Origin of the sequence: Streptomyces sp. NPDC050856 (assembly GCF_040653855.1) — a bacterium.
Classification (GTDB): domain Bacteria; phylum Actinomycetota; class Actinomycetes; order Streptomycetales; family Streptomycetaceae; genus Streptomyces.
Genome location: NZ_JBFAGV010000031.1, coordinates 1 through 23,342 on the forward strand (window position 1 = coordinate 1; position 23,342 = coordinate 23,342).

Below are 23,342 nucleotides of genomic sequence, written 5' to 3' on the forward strand. Positions count from 1 at the left end.
GGGGTTGGTGGGGGGGGGGCGGGGGGGGGGGCGGGCGGGGGCGGCGCGGCCGGCGCTGACCCCCCCCCCCCCCCGCCCGGCCCGGGGGCTGGGCCGGGCGCCGGGAGGCGCTACTTGGTCCAGGCCTGGTAGAGGCCACGGCCGGCGCGCCGGGCGCGGGAGGTCGCCACCAGACGATCCAGGGTGCTGCGTACGGTGTTGATGCTGCCGGGTGTGTCGGGGCGCCCGACGGCCTTGGCGACGTCTCGGGCGCGCACGGGGCTGTCGCCGGAGGCCGTCAGCACACCGAGCACCTGCTCGGTGAGGTTGCCGTTGTCCGCGTCGGCAACGGGGGCGGCGGTCTTCTTCGCCGTCGTGGCCTTGGTGCTCCTGGCAGTTGTGGTCTTCTTGGCCGTTGTGGTCTTTGTGGCGGGGCGGCGCGTCCGCGGCGCTGCGGCGGCCGGCTGCTGACGCCGGGCGGTCGCCTTGCGGGCCCTGCGGGGTGCGGCCGGTGCCTTTTCCTTCGCCTCGGACTTCGGCTCGGGGCCCGGCTGGGGCTCCGGCTCGGGCTCTGTGGTGGCGCTGGGCTCTTCGTCCGACGGCGGTGCCATCTTGGGACCGGTGGCGAGCTCGGCCTCGGTCGCAGGTGAGGGGACGACCGGCTCGGTGACTGGCTCGGTGCCCGGCTCGCCGGTGGGAGCGGCGGCCGCCTGCACCGGGCTCCCACTGGCCAGGGCGTGCAGGGCGCTGAGGGCGGTGCGTACCGAGTCGGCCCGGTCGCTGACAGCGGCGAGTTCCTTCTCCAGGGCTTGCTGGCGCTGTTCCAGCAGTGGGAGTTCGCCTTCCAGCAGAGCTGTTGTCGCTGCGATGCTGTTCGGTGTGCCGGCTGTGGAAGTCATGGTGCACCTTTCCTGATCTGCCTGCGCCTCATGGTGGCCGCTGACGTGCAGCCTAATCCTGTTGCGTTGCGGTAATTCGCCGGTGGAGAGAGTCCGGGTAGCGGTGACAATGGGCGCAGTGGGCCGAGGTGTCAACACCGTCGCGGCAAGGAGAGCCCTGTACATGACGGCGGGGCGTTGGGAATCCGGGGGGCGCCGACGGCCCACGACACCTCTGTCCCGTCGCGCCGATGCCACGTTCCGGGCGCTTGAACCCATGCCCGTGGCAAGTGTGTCGCGGACGCACCCGCACGGCGGCGGGGCGGCCGGACGCAACACTCCCGTTCCCGCCGCATGCGGCCTGAGCGCCCCATCGGGCGCCGCCGGGCAACGTGTGGTCCTCCGGGGGTGAAGTGGCCGACCAACAGGGCCGATGACGTGCGCGGATCCACTGACCCGGGACGGGGTAGAGGGGCCTGTCCGTGTGGAACGGTGGGCTTCCCGCCCGGCCGTCGAACGGCCGGGTCAGCGGTCGGGTGGGCCGGGCCGGGGCCGGCCGGGCGGGGTCAACGCGGATACGGAAAAGCCACCGGTCCGGGTGGTTCAGCGAAGCTGTCGCCGGTCACGCGACAAAGCGCCCCGCCGACCGGCGACGCGGTGGGCGGGGCTGCCGGCAGGGGGCCGGGTCAGGCGTGTCGTCGGGCCCACAGCGGGGTGACGAAAGCGATGAGGACGGCGGCGATGCCGATTTGGAAGATGTGACGGATCCAGTCGATGCCCCCGGTGTCACGTACACCGAAAGCCGTGGCCAGCGCGTTGCCGGCGACCGCGCCGACGATACCGAGAAGGACCGTCAGCCACAGCGGGATGGGCTGGCGTCCGGGAACGACGAGCTTGGCCAACAGACCGATGATGAGTCCCGCGATGATGGCCCAGAGAAACGACACGGCCACTCCTTCCGTCCAATGTTCTGTCCTTCGTTACGTCTCCGCCTGCCCTCTCAACGCCACCTCACGCGTGCCATGTTTGACCGGCACGTGCGCTGTCCTCGACATCGGCCTCCCGAACCGTCGAAGTGCCGTGCCAGCCAAGCGAATTGAGGGGGCCGGGGCCGCGCAGGGCGGCTGGGGTGCGCGCGGTGGCCCGGCCGCGCCCCGGGGGGCGGATCGGGATGAGAACCCCGGTGCGCGGATTGTTCCTGGAGCCGGCGACTCCTCTTGTGCGAACTCACCGGAAGCTCTCCATCCGTCCCGGGGGCACCGCTACGTTCCACCCCATGACACCCACACGGAACATGCGTACGAGACGAATCGCCGTGGCTGTGGCCAGCACGGCGGTGGCGGCGGTCCTCAGCATCGGCGGAGCCCTCGCCGCCGGGGCCACCGACGAACCGCCGGGCGGTGAGCCGACGACACCTCCGGTCACCGCACAGCCCCAGCCGACCACCCCGCCCGACGACGGCACCGCCGGCATGGTCAGCGGCGGCTCGGTGGGCGGTGCCGACGTCGAAGGCGCGGACAGCGGGGGAAGCACGGACGGTGGCGCCGTCTCCGGCGGGCAGACCGGCGGCGACGACGGGCCGAGCCCCACCTTCTCCGCGAGCCCCGGTCCCACCGACCCGGCCACCCCGCCCGACCTCGCCCGTCTCAGCGCACGCGTCGACGAGTTGAACCGGAAGGTCGACGAGCTGCCCACCAAGAAGGAACTGGCCGACGCACTGCGTGCCTTCGCCGACGAGCTCGACAAGGGCTGAGCCGCCGGCGCGGCCCCCGGGCCCGGGGGCCTGCGCCTGCCCGGCCGCCGCGCGTCCCGGCGGAACGGCCCCCCGTCGAGCGTCGGGACCTCGGGGCCGAGCCGGGCCGCGTACGCGAACGGTCGTGCGCGACCGGTGCTCATCGGACTCCTCGCTGTGGGGGCAGCCAACGCACGCCCCCCGGGGCGGGAGCTCCGCGCGCGGTCTCCTCCCTACACCCGGCGGTGCGGGCCTCCGTCACCTCAGCGCCTCCCGCCCCACGGACGGACCGCCGAACCGCTCACGGCAAGGAACGCCGTAAGAGATGCTGGTGTCATGTTCGAACAGTTCGAAGCCGAGACGGTCGACGTGGACGAGGCGTCCATCTTCGTACGCCACGGGGGGCACGGTCCGCCCGTGCTCCTGCTGCACGGCCACCCCCGCACCTCCGCGACGTGGCACCGCGTCGCCCCTCGCCTGGTCGAACGCGGCTTCACCGTCGTCTGTCCCGACCTGCGGGGGTACGGGCGCTCCCGTGGTCCCGCGCCCACCGCCGACCACTCAGCCCACAGTAAGCGCGCGGTCGCCAAGGACATGGTGCAGGTGATGCGTTCGCTGGGGCACACACGGTTCGGCGTCGCCGGGCACGACCGGGGCGGCAGCGTCGCTCTCCGCCTTGCCCTCGACCACCCCGCCGCGGTGTCCCGCGCGGCCCTGATGGACTGCCTGCCCCTCACGGAGCACCTGGCGCGCGTCGACGCCAGGTTCGCGACCCAGTGGTGGCACTGGTTCTTCTTCGCCCAGCCGGAAGTTCCCGAGCGGGTCATCAACGCGGACCCGGACGGCTGGTACAGCGGCGACCCCCGGACCATGGGCCAGGAGAACCACGACGAGTGGCGCGAGGCGACGAGGAACCCCGACGTGGTGCGGGCCATGCTGGAGGACTACCGCGCCGGGCTCACCATCGACGCGCGGCACGAGGCGGCCGATCGAGCCGCCGGCGGGAAAGTCCGCTGCCCCGCGCTGGTCCTGTGGTCCGAGCGGGACGACCTCGAAGAGCTGTACGGCGACCCGGTGGAGATCTGGCGGCACTGGGCCGACGACGTGCGGGGACACGGGATCGACTCGGGGCACCACATGGCCGAGGAGGCGCCCGAGTCAGTGGCCGGCGCCCTGGCGGGGTTCTTCGGCGAGTGAGGGGCCGCCCAGGTCGTCCTCCCGTTCGTGTCACCTCGCGTGCGGGATCGCCAGGACGACGGCGGCGATGATGGTGACGGCGACGGCGCACCACCTGAGCGTGACCGCGCGGAGCCGCACGGCGCCCGCACCGGTGAGCGGGTCGGCCGCCGGCTCACGGGCCGTCGGTGGCGGCCCGTAAGCCCCACGGCCCTGGGTGCCGCCGGGGCTGAACAGGCTGGCGCAGAACGGGCAGGGCAATTCGTCCGCGCCGAGCGCAGGGGTGCCGTCCATGACGGCGTGGTGAGTGCTCCACATGCCGGGTCAAACCCATCGACCGGCCGCGAGGCAATGCCGTGGCACCGTTCCGATATCCAATCGCCATCTTGCCCGTACCCAGGGCATAAGGGGCTGGCATAGGCGCGGGTCATACGGGAGGAGACGGCCGGCCATCCCGTTCGCCCGTGCCGGTACCGCGCGGGGAGCGGCGCCGGGTGCGTGCGAACGACTCGGGGGCGCGGGGGTGTCGGCCCCGGTCAGGTGAGGGCGGGGACGGAGTGTTCGGCGACACCACACCTGCGTCAGCGCGTCGGTTGGACACCCTGGCGGCCGCTGCCCGGCCGTGACCACCGTTCGTCCATCGCGGCGAGTACCGACGGCTCGACCCACGGCCGGACGGTGGTTCCCATCGCGGGGGCCGGGTCAGCGCGGGCCCAGAGTGAGGAGCGCGACCACGAGCAGGACCAGCAAGGCCCAGCCGAGCACGCCGATCCCGCGGCGCTGCGGGTTGCGTCCCTGGGGCCATGCGCCGTCCCCGTGCGGAGTGTCTGCCATGACCGACAGCATACGAGCCGGCGCCCAGGGAGGAGCCCGTTCGTAGCCACCGCTCCCGAGCCGAATGCACGCCGCACCGGGCCCGCGCCGCACCACACCCGCGCCGCGGCACCGCACAGGACCCGCACCGGATCCCGAGCCTCGCCGGACCTGAAGCCGGCGGTGGGGGTGGGCGGAAAAACATGGGGCGGGCGATGCGTCCGACCAGCAGAATGCCACCATGAACGACTGGCTCGACGGTGTCTCCGGCGCTCCCCCCGGGGGCCGGGCGACCGCCTGGATCACCACACCCATCACCACGGCCGTCCTGCGGGGCGCGCTGGACCTGGAGCGCACCGAACACGGGATCCTCCCGCACCGGTTGCCCGCCCGTGCCCGAGCACAGTGCGCCGACGGACAACTGGCCATGGCTGAGGCCCAGCCCTCCGGCGTACGGCTGGTGTTCCGCACCCGGGCCACCGCCGTCGAGCTGGACGCGCTCCGTACCAAGAACGCGTACCGGGGTGCCCCGCCCCGTCCCGATGGCGTGTACGACCTGCTGGTCGACGGCCGACCCGCCGGTCAGGGAAGTGTGCCCGGCGGCAACGTCCTCCTGGTGGACATGGTCACCGGGACCGCCGAAACCCAACCCGGCCCGGTGGGCACCGTCCGGTTCTCCGGTCTCCCCGGCCGCGTCAAGGACATCGAGATCTGGCTGCCCCACAACGAGATCACCCAGCTCGTCGCCCTGCGCACCGACGCCCCCGTCGAGCCCGTACCGGACACGGGCAATAAAAAGTGGCTGCACCACGGCAGTTCGATCAGTCACGGCTCCGACGCCGCGAGCCCCAGCACCACTTGGCCCGCGCTGGCCGCTCGCCTCGGTGGTGTGGAGCTGACCAACCTGGGACTGGGCGGCAGCGCCCTGCTCGACCCGTTCACCGCCCGGGCCCTGCGCGACACCGACGCGGACCTGATCAGCGTCAAGATCGGTATCAACCTCGTCAACACCGACCTGATGCGTCTGCGCGCCTTCGGCCCGGCGGTGCACGGCTTCCTCGACACCATCCGGGAAGGCCACCCCACCACTCCGCTGCTGGTCGTCTCGCCCATCCTGTGCCCTGTCCACGAGGACACCCCGGGCCCCAGCGCGCCCGACTTCAGCGAACTGGGCGCGGGCAGGCTCAGGTTCCGGGCCACGGGTGATCCCGCGGAGCGGGCCGCCGGGAAGCTCACCCTCAATGTGATCCGGGACGAACTGGCCCGCCTCGTGCGGCAACGGGCGGTCCACGACCCGTGTCTGCACTACCTGGACGGCCGTGACCTCTACGGCGAGGCGGATTTCGCCGAACTGCCGCTGCCGGACGGGCTGCACCCGGACGCCGCCGCGCACCGCCGCATCGGTGAGCGCTTCGCCGCCCTGGCCTTCGGCTCCGGTGGCCCCTTCGCCACCGGGCCGGCCTGAGGGAAGGGTTACCGCGCGCGGTTCCGGGCACGGTATCGAGCCGCACCGGGGCCGCGACCGGGCGACGGACCCGGGGTGTGCCGGGATGGGCGTCCTCCGCGGTACCACCGGCCGTATCCCGATGGAACGGGCGGAACCACCTTTTGGCGCAGGTTGGTCCAGACCAGGTCATTCGGCTTGATTATTCGTTAAAATGCATGTCTACACGCGCGATTGTCGCCGAGTGTCGGCCGGCGTTCGGGGCCCGTGTCGCCCGCTCCGACCCCGGCCCGCCCGAAAACGGCCGCTCGTCCGCAGCGGGCCGCCGGCCCCGGGCGGGAGGGCCTTTTGGCGCAGCCTTAATTTCCGCGCCCTCGTTCCACATTCGATGTACCCAGTCTGAACTGGGAAAAGGGTGTGCGGCGGGTTCCGCCGGGGGGTGCCGGGCGGCAAGTGCCCGGCGCAAACCCCTTGCGCCGGCGATTGTTCGTCTGGGAGATTCACCGCAGCCGCACATGGCATGAACGCGACAGGCTTACCCCGGCCTTGCGTGCATATCTGCCCGCATATTTATGCGGCCAGTCCTCATGAAGGACGCTCCAACCCCCACACAATGGAGAAGAACGTGCGAATCACCGGACTGATCCCCGCCCTCGCGGCCACCGCGCTCTCCGTGCTCGCGATCGCCCCCACCGCGACGGCTCAGCCGTCGGCGTCCGGGCCGGCGCCCGTCGTCGCGTCCGAGACCGCCGTCCAGCCGATCATCGGCGGAGGCTACGCCAACAACGCCCCCTGGGCCGCCCGCCTGTTCTCCAACGGCCGGCAGACCTGCAGTGCCTCGATCATCGCCCCGACCTGGATCCTCACCGCCAAGCACTGCGTCACCGGCGGCGGGCTGTCGTTCCGCATCGGCAGCCTCGACCAGACCACGGGCGGCACCGTGGCCAACGGCGTCGGCATCTACAACAACGCGTCCTCGGACCTCTCGCTGGTCAAGCTCGACCGCTCCGTCGCGGGCACCTACGCGCGCCTCGGTCAGCCGGGCTCGGTGTCGGTGAACCAGACCGTGCAGGTGTACGGCTGGGGAGCCACCTCCCAGTGCGGCTCGGAGGCCAACTGCCAGTCGCAGTACCTGAAGGTGGCCGATGTCATCGTCACCGGTGGCTGCCGCGACGCCTACAACGGCTCCGCCATCTGCGCCCGCCGGGGCAACGGCATCACGGCGGGCGGCGACTCGGGCGGCCCGATGATGGCGAACGGCGTGCAGGTCGGCGTCGCCTCCACCAGCGACCGCCAGACCACCACCGCGTACACGAACGTGACCGCGTACCGCTCCTGGATACAGAGCGTCGCCGGCGTCTGACCGGCCCCGCCCCACGAAGCAGTCGCAGCGCCACCTGCTGCGGCTGCTTCGCCGGTTCCGTGGCGACGCGGGACCGGGCGACGGAGCACCCGGGAGCGACCGCCCCGGCCGCCCGGGCCGACGGGTGTCCGGCGGCCCGGCCGAGGACATGGCCACGAGGCCGTTTGCCGGACGGATGCCGGGCAAGGCGGGCCGGGACAGGTAGCGCGGCAGGGCAGTTCAGGAGCGGCAGTGATTACTCAGGAGCAGCTCACGGATCTGGTCGGTCAGCCGGTCCGTACCGCCGACGGGCCGAAGGTGGGAGACGTGGTCCACGTCCTGGTGGACGACACCACCGGCAGGGCCGAGTGGGCCTGGTTGCGGAGCGACTCGTCGGGGCCGGGTGATGTCGTCGTTCCGCTGCGGGACGCCGTCCACCTCGGTGACCACGTCCAGGTCCCGTTCCCCGCGGCCGTGATCGAGGCCGCGGCGAAGGTGGAGGTGCGAGGGCGGATCGTGCTGTCCGTGGCGGACGAGGAGAGGCTCCTCACCTGCTTCGGCCTCCGGGACGTACGGGACGAGGTGAACGCGGAGCCAGGCACGGGCTGGTCGCGGATGGACCGGGCGAGCGACATCCAGGCGGGTTCCGGCGGGCAGGAGGCGACCCGGACGCGACTGCGCCTCTTCTCCGACGGGGCCGCGTGACACCGCTCGGGTGAGCCGGCCGCCCACCCCCACGAAAGGGCGGTGTCGACTCGCACCCGGTGCCCCGACGCCCGGGCACCCCGGCGCCCCGGGGCCACGGGCGGTATGGGCGGTACGCGGATCCGGAGCCCGCCCCGGCGGCTCCGGGGGAGCCCTGAGGGCAGCGGCCACGGGCTCGGGACCCGGCTCCGCGTGCCGCCCACCGGGCAGCCCCTCACCCGGGCAGTGCTCCGTTCGCACCATCCCCGCATGCAGTCGCGCCCGGCACGGGCAACGGTGGGGAGAGCGCCGGCGGCCCGCCGGCGTCGTGGTGCCCACGCGAGGGAGCGGATGAGATGACGGAACGCGTTACCGGACTGCGCAGTATGCACGATCTCGGGTTGGCCGCATGGTTCGGCGGTTCACTGATGGGCGCGGTGGGTCTGAACGGCGCCGCTGTCACCGAGGGCGGAACATGGCGGAACACCGCCCGGATCGCCAGCGCGGGGTGGGCCAAGTGGACACCGGTCAACGCCGCCGCGATCGCCGTTCACCTGGTCGGAGCCAGCGGGATGCTGGCGTCGAACGCCACCCGGGTCGTCACCCAGCAGGGCGTGGCCGCCTCCACCCTCGCCAAGACGGTCCTGACCGGCGCCGCCCTGGCCGCCACCGCCTACAGCCGTGTGCTGGGCAAGAAGATCGAACTCGCGGCTTCCGACAGCCCCGAGGACGCCGAGAAGGCGGCCAAGCACCCCGTCGACACCGACAAGGCCCAGCGTCAGCTCGCCTGCATGCAGTGGGCGGTCCCCGCGCTCACCGGCGGCCTGCTCGTCCTCAACGCCCTGCACGGCGAGCAGCAGCGCCCCGACGAACAGGCGCGCGGCATGTGGCAGCGCGCCCGCTCCATGGCGCCGGTCATGCCCCCCATGCCGCACTGGCACGGGATGCACTGAGGAGACGCGCGGGCCCGCCGGCGTACCGAACGCCCGGGGCCGGCGGCCCGGGACTCGGCGTCCCGGGCCGCCGCGTCGCGGTGCCGCCCTCCACGGCGGGCGCCCGGCCGCCGCGCTGCCCGGGGGACGGCCCCCGGCCCGCACGCCGGACGTCCCGGGCGGCGGGCCGCCGATGAGGCCGGAGGGTTGGCCCGGACACCGCCGGGCACACGGAAGCGCATGCAGGGACACCACGCGCGTGCCACGACCGCCGGACCACGTCTGCTGCACTCCGTGCTGTCGAGGCCGGGCGGCCTCGTCCAGGAGCGCGCCAGAGGCGCCAAGCACCGGCGTTCCACACCCCTGCGCGGCAGGTGGCGCCGCAGGATCCTCGCGTACCGCGACATCGAGCTCCTGCAGTCTCCGGCGCCGCAGGGACGTGGTGCGTGGTGCCTGCTGCTGGTGCACATCCGGAAGGTGGTCGGGCAGGTGACGTTCCGGGTCTGCGACGAATGCGCCGCGGGCGTGATCACCGGGGTGGTCATCGAGGACCAGTTCCAGGACAGCGGACTGGGCACCAGGGCACTGTCGCATCTGCGCGCCCGCTATCCGGACCTGGTGTGGCGCACCACGCTGGAGCGGCGCGTCACTCGCGATCTGTTTCGCCGTATGCGGATCGCCGCCACCGCGAGCGACGCGCCGTGTTCCCATGCCCGGGCGTGAGCGCGGCGAACAGGGCGTGGGCCTCAGGCGCCGGTCGCCCGGTCCTGTCCACCCGCCGCGCCCCCACTGACACCGGAGCCGGAGCCGGAGCCGGCCGGGCGGGAGCCGGGACGCAGTGCCAGGGCACACCAGACGCCCGCCGCCGCCAGGGCGGCCGCCACCATCGCGCCCAGCACCGGTGCCTCCGGTCGCCAACCCAGTGAGAGCCGGGTGCCCAGGGCGGTGAGCAGGATCGCGATCCGGCCCGCCGCGTAGACCGGGGCCCGGGTGGCGGCGGCGCGCAGCGCGGCCGCCACCATCAGACCAGTGGCCGCCCAGGCGGCCAAGTACGGCCAGAGCGCCCCCGGAAGGGCGGACGGCAGCCCGTACTCCTCCGGACCGATGCGGAACAGGGAGCTCGTCCAGCCCAGGAACACCCCGACCGCGGCGGTGCCCACCACCCACAGGGCGTGGCGCCACAGCGGGGCCGGCGGCACGGGCTTGCCGGAGTCGTCATCACTGTAGGGGTCGAGTAGTTCGATCACGTCCGGAAGGACGCGGCCCGGTGGCCGTACGTTCACTCCGGAAGTGGGAAATCCTGACCCGCGACGGCCCTTTGGCGCCGCACCGTCCAGGAAGCGGGGCCTTCGCGGGCGGGCAACGCCGCGCACCGTGGGCGGGCCCGGTTCCGTGGGCCCGCGCACCGTGGCCGGACGGAGGCCCGTGCCGGCAGGCGGGACTCACCGGAGCCGGGCGCTGCCCGAGCCGGTCGGGGCGGTCGTTTCGATCAGGTGGTCGACGACGCCGGTGAGGCTGGCACGCCGCCGGTGGGCCGCGCGCTGCCTGTCGGCGCCCCCGCCCTCGGCGCGCAGCCGCGACCAGATGGCATGGACGACGTCCGTGTCGCCGTGCTGCCGGAGCGCCGGGCGCAGCCGGGCCAGGAGCTGGTCCACCTGGGTGACGGCGGGCGACAGACGGCCGGTGGCCAGGTCGATGCCCGCACCGGTCAGGCCGTCACGTGCCGCGCGCCAGCAGGCGGCCCGCAGCATCTCCGGGCCGGGCCGGAAGGCGGGCTCCCCGGCCTCGATGGCCCGGAGCGCGGTGGCGACCATCGCTCTGACGACCCCGGCGAGCAGCACGGTCTCGTCGGCGGTGGCGGTCGCGTCGGGCACGCGGAACTCCAGGGTCGGCACATGGTGGGAGGGCCGGATGTCCCAGTACAGGCCACCGCGGTCCAGCACACTGCCCGTGCTGATGAGGTCGGCGACGAGACTCTCGAAGTGGGCGGGGGACGCGAAGTACGGCGGCGGGCCGGCCACCGGCCACCGCCCCCAGAGCGGCGTGCGCCAACTGGCGTACCCGGTGTCCCGGCCGTCCCAGTACGGCGAGTTGGCCGCGAGCGCGATCAGCACCGGAATGCACGGCCGCAGGTGGTTGCTGACCTGAAGGGCGGTGGCCAGATCGGGCACGCCCACGTGGATGTGGCAGGCACAGGCGCTCTGCTCGTCGTCCAACGCACGGAACATCGCGGCACTCCGCGCGTAGCGGGGGTCCGCGGTCAGGGGCGGCGGGTGCGACTGGCCGAGCACGGGGGTTCCGCTGGAGACGATACGCAGACCCCTGTTCGCGGCGGCCCTCGCGACCGATGTCCGCATGGACCGCACCTGCTCGCCGAACGCGGCGAGGCTGGTGTGCGGGTCGGTGCGCGCCTCGACCTGGTACCGCGTGAGCTCCGTGGTGACCCGGTCGCCGAGTGCGCGGGCGGCCTCCGCCACCACCTGCCCCGCCTCGGCGCTCAGCAGCCGCGATGCCGGATCGACCAGGAGGTACTCCTCCTCAGCCCCCATGGTCAGGGGGGCCAGCCCTCCGGAGACGGATCCGCTCCGGCCGGGCTCCGCGCCGGACGGCTCCGGCGGGCCGGGCGGCGTGTGCCCTCTGCTCGTCATGGTCACGATGCTGTCATGTGCCGTGGACGCCGGGCAGAACGCAAAAGCGACATCGTCCCCCGCCCATCCGCCCGGCCCCCGGCCGGAACCCGACCGGGGCCCTCACCGCCCCCGGCCGGCCGGACCCGGGCGGTCCGCCGGGCAGGCGGAGGCCGGGGGAGCCGGGGAGGTGGCCGCACGCGCGCTCCCCGACCCGGTCGGCACCAGGGCGAGCCCGGCCAGTGGCACGGCCGCCAGGACCGGCCAGGACCACACGCCCCCCGCCTCCACCAACGCCCCGGCCGGGGCGCCGCCCGCCAGGACCACCAGCCCCGACAGGGACGACAGAGCGCCCGTGTACAGCCCGAGGCGGCGCTCACCGGCCAGGTCGGGCAGCCAGGCCCGGGTGGCGGGCACCACCAGCATCTGGCCCAGCGTCAGCAGCACCACGAACGCCAGCGACGCCCACAGGCCGCCCGCCGGGCGCAGCGCGCCGGCCGCCGCGAACGCGCCGCAGATCAGCAGGAGGCCGGTACGGACCGAGGCCCCCCAGGACAGCCGGGCCGCCCACCGCTCCAGCGGAAGCTGCCCGGCGACCACGAGCAGGGACGACAGGGCGAAGAGCCAGCCGAGCGCGGCCTGGGAACCCGTCGCCCGCTCCAGCTCGGCGGGCAGCGCGAGATAGAGCTGGTTGTAGGCCAGCAGGTAGGAGGAGTACGCCAGGGCCAGGGCCAGGAAGCGGCGGTCGCGCAGGAGCCGGCGCGCGGTGGGCCGCCCGGAGGGTGGTGCGGCGGACCGGCGGCGGTCCGGGACCGGCTCCGCGCGCGGCATCAGCCGCCAGTGACCGGCCAGTACGAGGGCGAAGACCGCCGCCCCCGCCAGACAGGCCGTGCCGAACCCGCCGTGCAGCAGTGGCAGGCCCAGCACCGGGCCGAGCAGGGCGCCCGCCTGGCCGCCCGCCGAGAACCGGGCGAGCAGCCGGGTGCGGGGCGTGCCGGTGGCCGCCTCGTGGCGTACCGCCTCCCGCGCGATCTCCGACTCCACGGCGGGGGAGAACAGCGCGGCCGCGAAACCCACCAGCAGGACGGCGCCCGTCACCGACCACACCGATTCCGCGGCGGCCAGCCACAGGAAACCGGCCACCCGCAGGGCGCAGCCGGTGAGCACCGGCGGACGGGGGCCGAACCGGTCGGTGAGCACACCGCCGACCACGAACAGACCCTGCTGGCTGAAGGTGCGCAGGCCGAGCACGAGGCCGACCAGCCAGCCGCCCAGTCCCAGCGAGCCGCTCAAGTGCTGGCCGAGGTGGGGGAGGACGGCGAAGAAACCGAGGTTGAACGCGAACTGGCTGGTCACCAGGAGGCGGCCGAGCGGGGTCACGGGTGGATCCGTTCGATCCGGCCCGCCCGCATCTCGGCGGTCCGGTCGGCGAAGTGCCGTACCAGCGCCATGTCGTGACAGATGAAGAGGAAACCGAGCCGCAGCCTTTCCTGGAGGTCGGCGAGGAGGTTGAGGATCCCTGCGCGGACGGACGGATCCAGCGCGGAGACCGGCTCGTCGAGGACCAGCAGCTCCGGTTCGCTCGCCAGCGCGCGGGCGATCCCGGCGCGCTGGCACTGGCCGCCGGACAGTTGGTGCGGCAGCCGGCCACCGTGCGCGCCGTCGTCGAGACCGACCATGGCGAGCAGTTCGGCGACCCGGGCCGGACCGGTGGCGGGATCCCAGCGGCCCTGTACGCGCAGGGGTTCGGCGACGGCGTGGCGAATGCTGCGGCGGGGGCTGAGGGAACCGTACGGGTCCTGGAACACGGGCTGCATCGCCGGGCGCAGTGGCCGCAGCTCGCGCTCGCCCAGACCGGTCAGCTCCCGGCCCCGGAACCACACCTGACCGCCCGCCGGGCGGCGCAGCTGGAGCACGGCGGCGGCGGTGGAGGACTTGCCGCAGCCCGACGGTCCGACGAGGGCGAGAGTCTCCCCGGCGCGCAGGTCGAAGGAGACGTGGTCGACGGCCACGGTCGGTCCGTACCGTACGACGAGGTCGCGCACGTCCAGCAGGGGGGCGGTCACACGGGCTCCCGGAACAGGTCGGTGGCGTCTTCGGGGATGTCGCGGTGGCGGTGGCAGGCGACCTGGTGACCGTCCGCCACGGGCCGGGGCGCGGGGCGTTCGGCACGGCAGCGGTCCTCGGCGAGCGGGCAGCGCGGTGCGAAGGCGCACCCGGGGGGAAGTGTCCCGGGCGCCGGCGGCGCGCCACCGATCACGGGGAGGCGGCGACCCCGCGCGGTGGGGCTCAGGGAGGCCAGCAGCCCGGCGGTGTACGGGGCCCGTGGCCGTTCGAACACCCGGGCCACCGGTCCCGACTCGACCTGGCAGCCGGCGTACACGACGAGCACCCGGTCGGCGTGCTGGCGCACCGCCTCCAGATCGTGGGTGACCAGGACGAGCGCCGCGCCGGTCGCCTTCCGCCGCTCGCCGAGCACCTGGAGCACCTGGTGGCGCAGGTCCGGGTCGAGGGCGGTGGTCGGCTCGTCGGCGACGACCAGCCGGGGCTCGTGGACCGTCGCCATGGCGATCACGGCGCGCTGCCGCATCCCGCCGGACAGCTCGTGCGGATACGCGCCGCTCCTGGCCGCCGGGATGCCGACGCGCTCCAGTGCCAGCGCGGCCCGGGCCCGCGCGTCGTTCCGGGAAGGCCGCGAGGGGTGCCGTACGGAGCGCACGGCGGCGGCCAGTTGGTCGCCGACCGGGTGCACCGGCGACAGCGCGGACAGCGCGTCCTGCGGTACGAGCGCCACCTGCCGACCCCACAGGGCGCGCAGGTCCCGTGCCCGGGCGCCGACCAGTTCGCGGGCACCACCGGGCGTGCGCAGCCGGACGCTGCCGCGTACCTCCGCACCGGGCGGGGGCATGCCGAGCACGGCCCGCGCGGTCAGGGACTTGCCCGCCCCGGACTCGCCCACCAGGGCCAGGACCTCACCCGCGTACACGTCGAAGGAGAGCCCGCGCACGGCGTCGCCGGGCCCGAAACCCACCCGCAGGTCCCGCACGGACAGCAGTGGCTCAGTGGCCATGGGAGAGCTCCTTCCGGTTCGTCCCGGTGTACGAGGACAGTGACACCGCCAGGCCCGCCAGCAGGGCCAGCGCCCCGGCGGGGGCCAGCGCCGCCCAGGGCGCCCGCTCCACATAGGAGCGCGACTCGTCCAGCAGCAGCCCCCACTCCGGGGCCGGCGGCTGGGCGCCGAGGCCCAGGAAGCCGAGCGAGGCCAGGGCCAGAGCCGTGCCCGGCAGGCGCAGCACGGCGTGGCGGGCGACCGGGGCCGCGACCGACGGCAGGACGTGGCGCCACAGGATCCAGCCGGGTGCCGCCCCGATCGCCCGCTGGGCCAGCAGGAATCCGGACGCCCGCACCTCCTCGGTCAGGGCGGCGGCGTGCCCCGCGAGCGGTGGCCAGGAGATGAGGGCCACGGCGAGCGCGGCGCCGCCCGTTCCCGGACCGAGGACGGCGGCGAGGAGGAGACCGACGATCACCGGGGGCAGCGCGTTGGCGATGTCGGACAGGCCCGACGTCACGTTCGGTGCGAAGCCGAGGGTGACCGCGAGCAGCCAGCTGAGCGCGCACACGGCGGTCGCCGTCCCGACCGTCGCCGCCGCCCCGTGCCCGAGCCGGGCCAGCACGTCACGCCCGAGGCCGTCCGCGCCCAACGGGTGGCCCGGGGACGGCGGGGCGAGCCGGGCGGCCGTGTCCACGGCGTACGGATCGCGCAGCAGCCCCCACCCGACCACGGCGACCAGAACGGCCGCCAGGACGGCGGGCACGGCGGGGGCGAGGCGGGCCGGCCGGGCGGCGGGCAGGGTCAGCCCCGCGTTCCGCAGCCCCGGGCCGAGCAGCCGCCGTCTCCCCAGCGCGGCCGACGCACCGATGGCCAGACCCAGCGCGAGCAGTGCCAGCACCGAGCCCTGGAGCAGCGGCAGGTCCAGGGACTTGGCCGCGCCCAGCGACGTACGCCCGATGCCGGGCACCGCGAAGACCGTCTCCACGGCGACCGCGCCACCCGTGAGCCCCACGGCGACCATGCCGAACTGCGGGACCAGCGGCGGGGTCACGCGTCTGAGCACGGCGTGCGCGATCCGTACCCGCGGGACGCCCGCACCCCGCCACAGCTCCACCCACCGTTCCGCGAACACGGCGGGCAGCGCGTCGGCGACCAGCCGCCCGAGCAGCCCGCCCGCCGGAACGCCGAGCGCGACGGCCGGCAGCACCAGGTTCGCGGGCCCCTGCCAGCCGGACGTCGGCAGCAGACCGAGCCACACCCCGGCGACGAGCAGGCCCACGGTGGCCAGCAGGAACTCCGGTACGGCGGCGAGCATCGCCGCGAACGCGCCGGCGGTGCCCCGGCCGCGCACCAGGACCGGGGCGGCGACGGCGGCCGCCACGACCAGCGCCACGGCGAGCGCCGCCCCCATCAGGCCCAGTGACACCCGCAGCGCGCCGGCCACCGACGACAGGACGTCCGTGCCGGACACCCACGACGTGCCGAGGTCGCCCCGCACCAGCCCGGTGGCCCAACCGCCCAGCAGCGACAGGGGCCCGGCGTCCAGCCCCAGGTCGGCGCGGATGGCGTCCAGGGCCTCCGGGGTGGCCTCCTGCTCGGCGGACCTGGCGCGCAGCAGGGCGAGCGCCGGGTCCCGGCCGGAGAGCCACGGCAGCAGTCCGACCACGGTCAGGACGGTGGCGAGCGCGCCGGTCAGCCCGGCGGCCCGGGTCGCACCGGCCCTCATTCGACGTGCGTGGCCGGAGTGACGAGCAGCCGCTCCCGCGGGTCGTGCTCGGCACCCACGACACCCGCCGCGTCGCCCTGCACGACCCGCTCGTGCAGCAGCGGGACCGCGGCGTCGGTGGCCAGCACGGCGGCCTCCGCCGCCATGACCGCCTTGCGGCGCGCGGCCCCGGCCTGCGCCGCCGTCGCCCTGGCCAGGGCCCTGTCGACGGCGGGGTCGGCGAGCTGGGAGAGGTTGAAGGAGCCGCGGGAGGCGAAGTCGCTGTAGAGGTACGCGGCCGGGTCGCCGGAGTCGAGGACCGTCGCCCGGGAGAGGATGAACGCGTCGAACGCGCCGGCCAGGGCGTCCGCTTCAATGTTCGCGTACTCGCGCACCTCCAGCTTCACCCGGAAGCCGGCCTTCTGGAGCTGTTGCTGGAGGGTCTGGGCGACCTCCGGCAGTTCGGCGCGGTCGGTGAAGGTGCCGATGGTGATCGCGGCGCCCTCCGGGTCGCGGGACCGGCCCCGTGCCGGTTCGAGGCGCGCGTCCGCGGCCCAGGGCAGGGCCGGGCCGAGCAGTCCCTGGGCGACATCGGCCCGCCCCTCGTACACGCCCCGGACGAGAGCGCCGGCGTCGACGGCCTCACGGGCGGCGGCCCTGAGCCCGGCGTCCTTGAAGGGACCTCTGGCGGTGTTGAGGTAGAGCGTGTTGGTGCGCGGCATCGGCACCTCGGTGATCAGCTTCTGGTCCAGCAGCGCGGCCTGTGAGACGGGGACGGCCTCCACGATGTCGGCCTCGCCCCCGCGCAGCGCGGCGGCGCGGGCGGTGCCGTCCGGTACGAACGTGACGTCGATGCCCGGCGCCTTCGCCTTCGTACCCCAGTAACCGTCGTAGCGGTCGAGGGCGGCCGACGAGGTGCCGTGGACCTCGGTGAGCCGGAAGGCACCGGTGCCGGTGCCGACCGGGCTGACGGTCTCTCCGCGGTACGCCCCGGCGGACAGGATCGACAACTGGGGTGAGCTGAGCCGCTGCGGGACGAGCGGGTCCTCCACCGCGGTGGTGACCGTGAGGGTGGTGTCGCCCGAGGCCCGTACGTCGAGGTCGACGCCGTCCAGGATGCGGGGCTTCGGCGAGGCGGTGGCGGCCTTGGTCAAGGAGTGGGCGGCGGCCCGCGCGGTGAGCGGGCTGCCGTCGTGGAAGGTGACACCGCTGCGGACGGTGAAGGTCCAGGTCCGCCCGGACCGCCGCCACGCGGTGGCCAGGGCCGGCCGCGCGTCGCCGTCGGCGTCGAGGGTGACGAGGGTTTCGGCGGTGGCCCAGCGCGACAGCTTGAAGGCGTCGTCGGAGAGCGGGGAGAGCCCGGAGCGCGGGGGGTTCATCATGGCCACGCGTATGCGCTTGCCTGAGCCGGAACCCGCTCCGGAGGTGCTGCCGGACGGGGCGAAGCAGCCGGTGAGCAGGACGGACACCGAGGTCAGCGCGGTGATGCGGAGGAGGTGGGCGGGCAGGCGCACGGGAACCCTTCCGGGCGGGGAGAGCGGCGGGGGACGGGGAGACGCGACCGTAACACGATGACAATCGTTTTCAATAATTGGGTGAGCCGGGCCTGCGGGCTTCCCGGGATCCGGCCGCGACCGGGCAGGAGGACGGCCTCAGCCGCTCCGGCGCCGGCGCCGTTCGCCGTCCGGGCGCCGTTCGTCGTCCGGGGACCATCGGCCGTCGCGGCCTCGTGCGCCGCCTCCCGCCGCCGGCCGCCCGGGAAGCCCAACGGCGCGGTGCGGCGCCCCGGTTGCCAAGGGCCGTTGCCGGGCCGACCGCGAGGGGCGCGGCGCGTGCTCACGCCGGGCCGCGACGCGCTCCGCCGCGACCGCCGGGTCCCCTTCCCGGCGGACCACGCGCACTTGAGCGTCCGCTCGAAGGCGGTCGCCGCCGGCCCCCGGGCCGGTCGCCGCGCCGCACCGTGCCGCGCCCGCGGGCACGGCCGGACCTGGCGCCGAGAGAAGGCCCGGCCCCCGCCTCCAGGAGACCGCGTTGCAGTCGGCGATTGCCGGGTACGCCCCATGCATGGCCAATGACCACAGCGCTCCGCCGCTCATCGACCGGCGCCGCCACCGTCCGCCCCGCCGGGCGGCCGGCACCGGCGCCCCACCACCGTCCGGGAACTCCTCCTCGAAGCGGAGCGCCGGGTGACGGCCGACGAGATGGGGGCGGCCCGGTGGGTCACGGAGGCCACCGCCGGAGTGTCGCCGCGCGAGCTGCCGAGACGGCTGTGCGCCGCGGTGTGCGAGAGTCTGGGCGCCGACGGGGCGACCCTGTCGCTGCTGACCGACACGCCGTCCCGCCAGTTGCTCGGCGCGTCGAACGCCATGGCGCTGCGCCTGGAGGAGATCCAGTTCACCGTCCTGGAGGGCCCGTGCATCAGCGCGGCTTCCAGCGGTGAGCCGGTGGTGGCGGAGGACCTGCCCGGCACGCCCACGCCGTGGCCGCTGTTCGGGGCGAGCATGCGCGAACAACTCCCCGAGGTTCATGCCGTGTACGCGTTCCCGGTGTACTTCGGGGACTACGTCCTGGGCAGTCTGGACGTTCTCGCCCTGCGCCCCGGCACCCTCGGTGAGGCCACGATGCGGCAGGGGCCGCATGTGGCCGACGCGGTGGCGGCCGCCCTGGTGCCCGCCCGCGCCCAGTTGATTACGGGCGGGGAGGCACCCGACTGGGAGCCGGAGGACATCGTCCGCGCCCACTGGTTCGACACCCGGCGTGCCGTCGGCACGGTGGCGGCGCGGCGGGGACTGGGCCCCGAGGAGGCCCTGGCACTCATGCGCGCCCAGGCGTTCCGCACCGGACAGACCCTGGCGGCCATCACCGCCGAAGTCCTGAGCCGCCCACCCGACGCCGCCTGACCGCGCCCCGGCGCGGGGTTTGCCCGAGGCTCCGCCGACCTGGTCCCGCCGACCTGGTCCCGCCGGTCCGTGTGTCCCCTGCCCTTGGTGACGGCTCCGTCGCCCCGGCCACCGGCGCGATCGCCCACGGCAGCCACCGCGTCCGGCGCGACCGGAACGGCATCGGTACCGCTGGAGGAAGCGCGCCGGGGCCTGCTCGGCCTGTCCCGCGCCGGTCCCGACCCGTCCCTCCGGCGAAGCCGGCGTGCCCCCGGCCGGCCCGGCGCAGCGGGGACCGCGGCCGCACGGTGACCGGCAGCCGGTGTGATGCCCCCGGAGGGGCAGGAGGAGTGCGGTTGGTGCTGGATCGCCCTCGCGGGTTTCGCGGCTCTTCAGAACATCGCCGACGGCGGTCCGCTCACGGCCTACGCCCACTTGGCCCGCAGCACCACCGACCCGACCGTTCACCTCGTCTCCCACGGCTGCGAGCGCGAGATCACCTCGACGGCCATGGACAAGTTCGGGTTCGACCGGCAGAAGGTCCGCACCACTTACCCGGAGGTCCTCGCCGGGCTGCCGTCCGCCGCGCCGCTGACCTGACACGCGATCCCCGGCACCCGCATGAGCCGGCACCCGCACGGGGGCGGTGCCGGCCGCGTGCCGTCCGGGGGCCGTGCCGGCGGGGCGGCCACCGTTCGCCGTGCGGCGGCGACTGCTGGCCGGCCCCCACCGCCGGGTGCGGGCGCCGCTCCACCACGGCGGGCGACATCACCGACGACACCACGATCCACCACAACCGGATCCATGGGACCGGACAGCGCACCCCGGCCACCGGGTGACCGCCCGGGCATGGGCCCCGGGCCGACGGCTCCGGCGGCGCGGGTGGGAACACCGCGCCGCCGCCCGGCCCACCCGGCGTGGTTTCGGCCCGGACTCCGGCGCGGCACTCCCCGCCGGACGCCGGGACCGCTCTACTCCGGGCCGCTGACGGTCCGGGCCTCGGTCACGAGGTGGGCTTCACTTCCTCCAGCAGGCCGGTGGCCACATCGAAGACGAACCCGCGCACGGAGTCCTTGTACGGCACGAACGGGCTGCTGGTGATGCGCAGGATGGACTGCCGCAGGTCCGCCTCGACGTCCACGAAGGCCTCGGCCGCCCAGCCCGGCTTGATCCCGGTCTCCTCCTCTATGCCGCGGCGGAACTCGTCATCGGTGAAGGTGGCCATTCCGCAGTCCGTGTGGTGGATGAGGATGATCTCCCTGGTGTTGAGCAGCCGCTGGCTGATGGTCAGGGATCTGATCTCGTCCTCGGTCACCACACCTCCGGCGTTGCGGATGACATGGGCCTCACCCTCGCGGAGCCCGAGCATCCCGTAGACGTTCAGGCGGGCGTCCATACAGGCGACCACCGCGACGTGCCGGGACGGGGGAAGCGGAAGAGGGCCTTCGAAGGAGGCGGCGTAAGCGGCGTTGTTCAGCAGGTACTCGTCGGTCACAGACATGGGGTCCCTCACTGGTCGGCTGAATCCTTGGACGCCAACCTATGAGCCGGCGGGAGGACCGGGAGGGGGCAATGGCCGGATATCCATGAGCCCGTAACGGCCCGTACACGTCGGGCCGTTGGCGCCAGGCCCTCTCGATGGCCCGATCCGCCCGGGTGCCCAGGGTGTCCCGGCCCGCCCGGCCCCGTGCCGCCGGCGCCTCCCGCGTGCACTGATGTGCCGGCGCGGGCGCCGGCGGCACCACCCGGCCGCCGGTCGGGAATGTGACTCGATCGAGCCCATGCCTCGCCGCGGTCCGGGGCGGCGCGCCTGGTACGGGCCGGAACCGGTCGCCCGGTGCCGGTCCGAAGGGCGAGGGGGCCGCCGGGGCGGCCGGACCGCTGCTCGGCCGCCCCGCGCGAGTCATCCCACCGTGCCGGCCGTCGGCCGGGCCCCGGCCGCGCCGTCGCCCGCGCCACCGTCGGCGCCGCCCGCCGGGTCGTCGCCGACGAGACCGCCGGTGGCCACCCGCCGCCCGCCCGCCCGGCCGCGTACGCCGGTCAACGTGATCAGAGCGCCGAGCGCCACCATCACCACCGGGACCACCAGGCCGGCCCGGAAGGCGTCCATCCGTCCCCCGGTCGCCGCGACGACGCCGTAGACCGCCGTCACCGCCGAGATGCCCACCGCCGAACCGAACTGCATCGCGGTGTTCAGCAGACCGCTCGCCAGGCCCTGCTCCCGCTCGACCACCCCGTCGGTCGCCGCGATGGTCAGCGGACCGTAGGCCAGGGCGAAGGCCGTTCCGGACAGGAGCAGGCCCGGCAGCATCAGCGCGTACGGCCAGTCCTGGCCGAGCGGCAGGAACAGCGCGTAGGCGACGGCCCCGAGGACGAATCCGCCGAGGATCACCCGGGTGTTCCCGAACCGGGCGACCAGGCGCGGGGTGAGCGTCGGTGCCAGGATCGCGTCCAGGCCCAGCGCCAGCAGGGCCAGCGCCGTCTCCAGGGACGACCAGCCGCGCAGCTCCTGGAGGTAGAAGGTGAGCAGGAACTGGAACCCCATGAAGGAGCCGACGAAGAGCAGGGCGCCCAGATCGGCACGCACGGTCGCCCCGTTGCGCAGGACGCCCAGCCGCACCAGCGGGGTGGCCGCGCGGCGCTCGACCGCGACGAAGACACCGATCAGGAGCAGTCCGGCGGCGAGCGCGGCCAGCGTCAGCACCCAGCCGGCCGTCCCGTGTTCGAAGCGTACGATCCCGTACGCCAGCAGCAGCATGGCCCCGGCCGCCGCGGCCGCGCCGCCGAGGTCGAAACCACCGGTCCTGACCGGACGGGGCTCGGCCGGGACCAGTCGGACGGCGGCCGGCAGGAGCGCGCCCGCCAGCAGGACCGGCGCGAAGAACACCCAGCGCCAGCCGAACTGGGTGAGCAGCCCGCCGATGACCAGGCCGAGCGAGAACCCACCGGCCGCCGTGCCCGCGAAGACGAGCAGCGCCTTGTTGCGCTCGGGTCCCTCCTTGTAGGAGGTGGTGATGATGGAGAGGGCGGCCGGGGTCATGAACGCCGCCGCTACGCCCGTCATGAAGCGCGCCACGACGAGTGTCCAGCCCTCCGTCGCGAAGCCGCCGAGCCCGGAGAAGGCCAGGAAGACGGTGAGCCAGGCCAGGAACATCCGCCGTCTGCCGAGCAGGTCGGCCGCCCGCCCGCCGAGCAGTGTGAAACCGGCGTACCCGAGGACGTACGCACTCATCACCCACGCCGCCGTTCCGGTGGACAACGCGAGATCGGAACGGATCGACGGTACGGCGACGGCGAGCATCGCGACGTCGATCCCCTCCAGGAAGATGGTCCCGCAGAGGACCAGGAGCAGGGACCAGGCGCGTACGGACATGACGGTCTCCGGTGAAGTGGCGGTATGAGCAGGGGAGTTACCCGGGTGAGGGTCGGTTCCCTCTTGTAACCACTCGAACTGTGCGGCAGCATGGCGTGACATGGAAGAAGGCACTTCGAAGTCACCTGGTCACTGCGGAGTAACCGGCCCCGGCCCGGGCTACGGAGACACCGACCCGTTCCAGTGGGACACCCGGGAGGACTGCGAGGTGCGGCAGATCCTCGACCGGGTCGCCGACAAGTGGTCCCTCCTGGTCATCGCCCTGCTCGACCGCCGCACGCTCCGCTTCTCCGAGCTGCGCCGCGAGATCGACGGCATCAGCCAGCGCATGCTCACCGTCACCCTGCGCCAGTTGGAGCGGGACGGCTTGGTCAGGCGCACGGTGCACCCGGTGGTGCCGCCTCGCGTCGAGTACGAACTGACCCCACTGGGCGGCACGTTGCACACCACGATCCGCGCCCTGGTCACCTGGACCGAGCGGCACCAGCACGAGATCGCGGCCGCCCGCAGCGCGTACGACGAGCGGGAGCGGGAGGAGCGGTCGGCGATGTCGTCCGGAGCGTCGACGTAGGCGGGTCAGGACGCGCCTCACCGGGCGCGCGCGGTGGCGGGCTGCCGGAGTCGCCGGCCGGACAGCCTGACGGCCGCCGTCAGCCAGGGGCCGGCCCGGGTGTCGCAAGGTCAGAGGCCGGCCGACAACGGCCGCCCAGGGCTCAGCCCGAGGCC

Annotated in this window: 23 protein-coding genes; 10 read left to right on the forward strand and 13 right to left on the reverse strand. The window is 74.4% G+C overall.

The features are described 5' to 3' along the window. Positions 1 to 110 precede the first annotated feature (110 nt). Both AB0H53_RS23755 and AB0H53_RS23760 read right to left on the reverse strand, forming a co-directional pair. Entirely contained in the window at positions 111 to 878 is a 768-nt protein-coding gene (locus AB0H53_RS23755; protein ID WP_362116780.1) for a hypothetical protein, read from the reverse strand. Positions 879 to 1,543: 665 nt separating this feature from the next. Further along, complete coding sequence (locus tag AB0H53_RS23760; protein ID WP_362116783.1) at positions 1,544 to 1,804, reverse strand: GlsB/YeaQ/YmgE family stress response membrane protein; 261 nt, start codon at positions 1,802 to 1,804, stop codon at positions 1,544 to 1,546. A 329-nt stretch (positions 1,805 to 2,133) separates the two neighbouring features. On the opposite strand from AB0H53_RS23760, the gene AB0H53_RS23765 reads away from it, so the two are divergent. Further along, positions 2,134 to 2,610 carry a hypothetical protein gene (locus tag AB0H53_RS23765; RefSeq protein ID WP_362116786.1) on the forward strand — a complete coding sequence of 159 codons (477 nt, stop codon included), beginning with the start codon at positions 2,134 to 2,136 and terminating at the stop codon, positions 2,608 to 2,610. A gap of 315 nt (positions 2,611 to 2,925) precedes the next feature. Further along, positions 2,926 to 3,786: an alpha/beta hydrolase gene (locus AB0H53_RS23770; protein WP_362116789.1), complete on the forward strand. Its 861-nt coding sequence runs from the start codon at positions 2,926 to 2,928 to the stop codon at positions 3,784 to 3,786. Positions 3,787 to 3,816: 30 nt separating this feature from the next. Here AB0H53_RS23770 and AB0H53_RS23775 read toward each other — a convergent pair whose 3' ends face one another. Together AB0H53_RS23775 and AB0H53_RS23780 are read right to left on the reverse strand one after the other, a co-directional pair. Beyond that, positions 3,817 to 4,059 carry a hypothetical protein gene (locus AB0H53_RS23775; RefSeq protein ID WP_362116792.1) on the reverse strand — a complete coding sequence of 81 codons (243 nt, stop codon included), beginning with the start codon at positions 4,057 to 4,059 and terminating at the stop codon, positions 3,817 to 3,819. Positions 4,060 to 4,467: 408 nt separating this feature from the next. Beyond that, the gene (locus tag AB0H53_RS23780; RefSeq protein ID WP_362116795.1) at positions 4,468 to 4,599 is read right to left on the reverse strand and encodes a hypothetical protein; all 132 of its coding nucleotides are present in this window, start codon (positions 4,597 to 4,599) and stop codon (positions 4,468 to 4,470) included. A 220-nt stretch (positions 4,600 to 4,819) separates the two neighbouring features. Between AB0H53_RS23780 and AB0H53_RS23785 the strand changes: the two genes are divergently transcribed. From AB0H53_RS23785 to AB0H53_RS23805, 5 genes are all read left to right on the forward strand, one after another. After that, positions 4,820 to 6,043 (forward strand): GDSL-type esterase/lipase family protein, encoded by a 1,224-nt coding sequence (locus AB0H53_RS23785; protein WP_362116798.1) that lies wholly within the window; start codon positions 4,820 to 4,822, stop codon positions 6,041 to 6,043. 592 nt (positions 6,044 to 6,635) lie between these two features. Next, positions 6,636 to 7,385, forward strand: coding sequence for a trypsin-like serine protease (locus tag AB0H53_RS23790; protein WP_362116801.1), 750 nt, complete (start codon positions 6,636 to 6,638; stop codon positions 7,383 to 7,385). 231 nt (positions 7,386 to 7,616) lie between these two features. Beyond that, on the forward strand, positions 7,617 to 8,069 hold the full coding sequence (locus AB0H53_RS23795; protein WP_362116804.1) for a PRC-barrel domain-containing protein: 453 nt from the start codon (positions 7,617 to 7,619) through the stop codon (positions 8,067 to 8,069). Positions 8,070 to 8,404: 335 nt separating this feature from the next. After that, complete coding sequence (locus tag AB0H53_RS23800; RefSeq protein ID WP_362116807.1) at positions 8,405 to 9,001, forward strand: hypothetical protein; 597 nt, start codon at positions 8,405 to 8,407, stop codon at positions 8,999 to 9,001. Between the two features lie 219 nt (positions 9,002 to 9,220). Further along, entirely contained in the window at positions 9,221 to 9,703 is a 483-nt protein-coding gene (locus tag AB0H53_RS23805; RefSeq protein ID WP_362116810.1) for a hypothetical protein, read from the forward strand. A gap of 23 nt (positions 9,704 to 9,726) precedes the next feature. On the opposite strand, the gene AB0H53_RS23810 is transcribed toward AB0H53_RS23805, so the two are convergent. From AB0H53_RS23810 to AB0H53_RS23840, 7 genes are all read right to left on the reverse strand, one after another. Continuing rightward, positions 9,727 to 10,227, reverse strand: coding sequence for a hypothetical protein (locus tag AB0H53_RS23810; RefSeq protein WP_362116813.1), 501 nt, complete (start codon positions 10,225 to 10,227; stop codon positions 9,727 to 9,729). Positions 10,228 to 10,422: 195 nt separating this feature from the next. After that, complete coding sequence (locus AB0H53_RS23815; protein WP_362116816.1) at positions 10,423 to 11,628, reverse strand: glutamate--cysteine ligase; 1,206 nt, start codon at positions 11,626 to 11,628, stop codon at positions 10,423 to 10,425. A gap of 102 nt (positions 11,629 to 11,730) precedes the next feature. Beyond that, a complete protein-coding gene (locus tag AB0H53_RS23820; protein WP_362116819.1) occupies positions 11,731 to 12,987 on the reverse strand; it encodes an MFS transporter in 1,257 nt (418 codons plus the stop codon). Then, positions 12,984 to 13,673, reverse strand: coding sequence for a dipeptide/oligopeptide/nickel ABC transporter ATP-binding protein (locus AB0H53_RS23825; RefSeq protein WP_362116822.1), 690 nt, complete (start codon positions 13,671 to 13,673; stop codon positions 12,984 to 12,986). The genes AB0H53_RS23820 and AB0H53_RS23825 overlap by 4 nt, the downstream gene beginning before the upstream one ends. Then, a complete protein-coding gene (locus AB0H53_RS23830; RefSeq protein WP_362116825.1) occupies positions 13,670 to 14,677 on the reverse strand; it encodes an ABC transporter ATP-binding protein in 1,008 nt (335 codons plus the stop codon). The genes AB0H53_RS23825 and AB0H53_RS23830 overlap by 4 nt, the downstream gene beginning before the upstream one ends. Beyond that, entirely contained in the window at positions 14,667 to 16,385 is a 1,719-nt protein-coding gene (locus tag AB0H53_RS23835) for an ABC transporter permease subunit (protein WP_362116828.1), read from the reverse strand. Before AB0H53_RS23835 ends, AB0H53_RS23830 begins: the two co-directional genes overlap by 11 nt. Then, positions 16,382 to 17,878, reverse strand: a complete 1,497-nt coding sequence (locus tag AB0H53_RS23840) for an ABC transporter substrate-binding protein (RefSeq protein ID WP_362116831.1) — start codon at positions 17,876 to 17,878, stop codon at positions 16,382 to 16,384. The genes AB0H53_RS23835 and AB0H53_RS23840 overlap by 4 nt, the downstream gene beginning before the upstream one ends. Positions 17,879 to 18,550: 672 nt before the next feature. On the opposite strand from AB0H53_RS23840, the gene AB0H53_RS23845 reads away from it, so the two are divergent. Both AB0H53_RS23845 and AB0H53_RS23850 read left to right on the forward strand, forming a co-directional pair. Continuing rightward, entirely contained in the window at positions 18,551 to 19,264 is a 714-nt protein-coding gene (locus AB0H53_RS23845) for a GAF and ANTAR domain-containing protein (protein ID WP_362116834.1), read from the forward strand. A gap of 306 nt (positions 19,265 to 19,570) precedes the next feature. Next, on the forward strand, positions 19,571 to 19,843 hold the full coding sequence (locus tag AB0H53_RS23850) for a hypothetical protein (protein ID WP_362116837.1): 273 nt from the start codon (positions 19,571 to 19,573) through the stop codon (positions 19,841 to 19,843). A 403-nt stretch (positions 19,844 to 20,246) separates the two neighbouring features. Here AB0H53_RS23850 and AB0H53_RS23855 read toward each other — a convergent pair whose 3' ends face one another. Beyond that, the gene (locus AB0H53_RS23855; RefSeq protein ID WP_362116840.1) at positions 20,247 to 20,744 is read right to left on the reverse strand and encodes a carbonic anhydrase; all 498 of its coding nucleotides are present in this window, start codon (positions 20,742 to 20,744) and stop codon (positions 20,247 to 20,249) included. Between the two features lie 402 nt (positions 20,745 to 21,146). Further along, positions 21,147 to 22,616 carry an MFS transporter gene (locus tag AB0H53_RS23860; protein ID WP_362116843.1) on the reverse strand — a complete coding sequence of 490 codons (1,470 nt, stop codon included), beginning with the start codon at positions 22,614 to 22,616 and terminating at the stop codon, positions 21,147 to 21,149. Positions 22,617 to 22,716: 100 nt separating this feature from the next. On the opposite strand from AB0H53_RS23860, the gene AB0H53_RS23865 reads away from it, so the two are divergent. After that, positions 22,717 to 23,187 carry a helix-turn-helix domain-containing protein gene (locus AB0H53_RS23865; RefSeq protein WP_362116846.1) on the forward strand — a complete coding sequence of 157 codons (471 nt, stop codon included), beginning with the start codon at positions 22,717 to 22,719 and terminating at the stop codon, positions 23,185 to 23,187. Positions 23,188 to 23,342 lie beyond the last annotated feature (155 nt).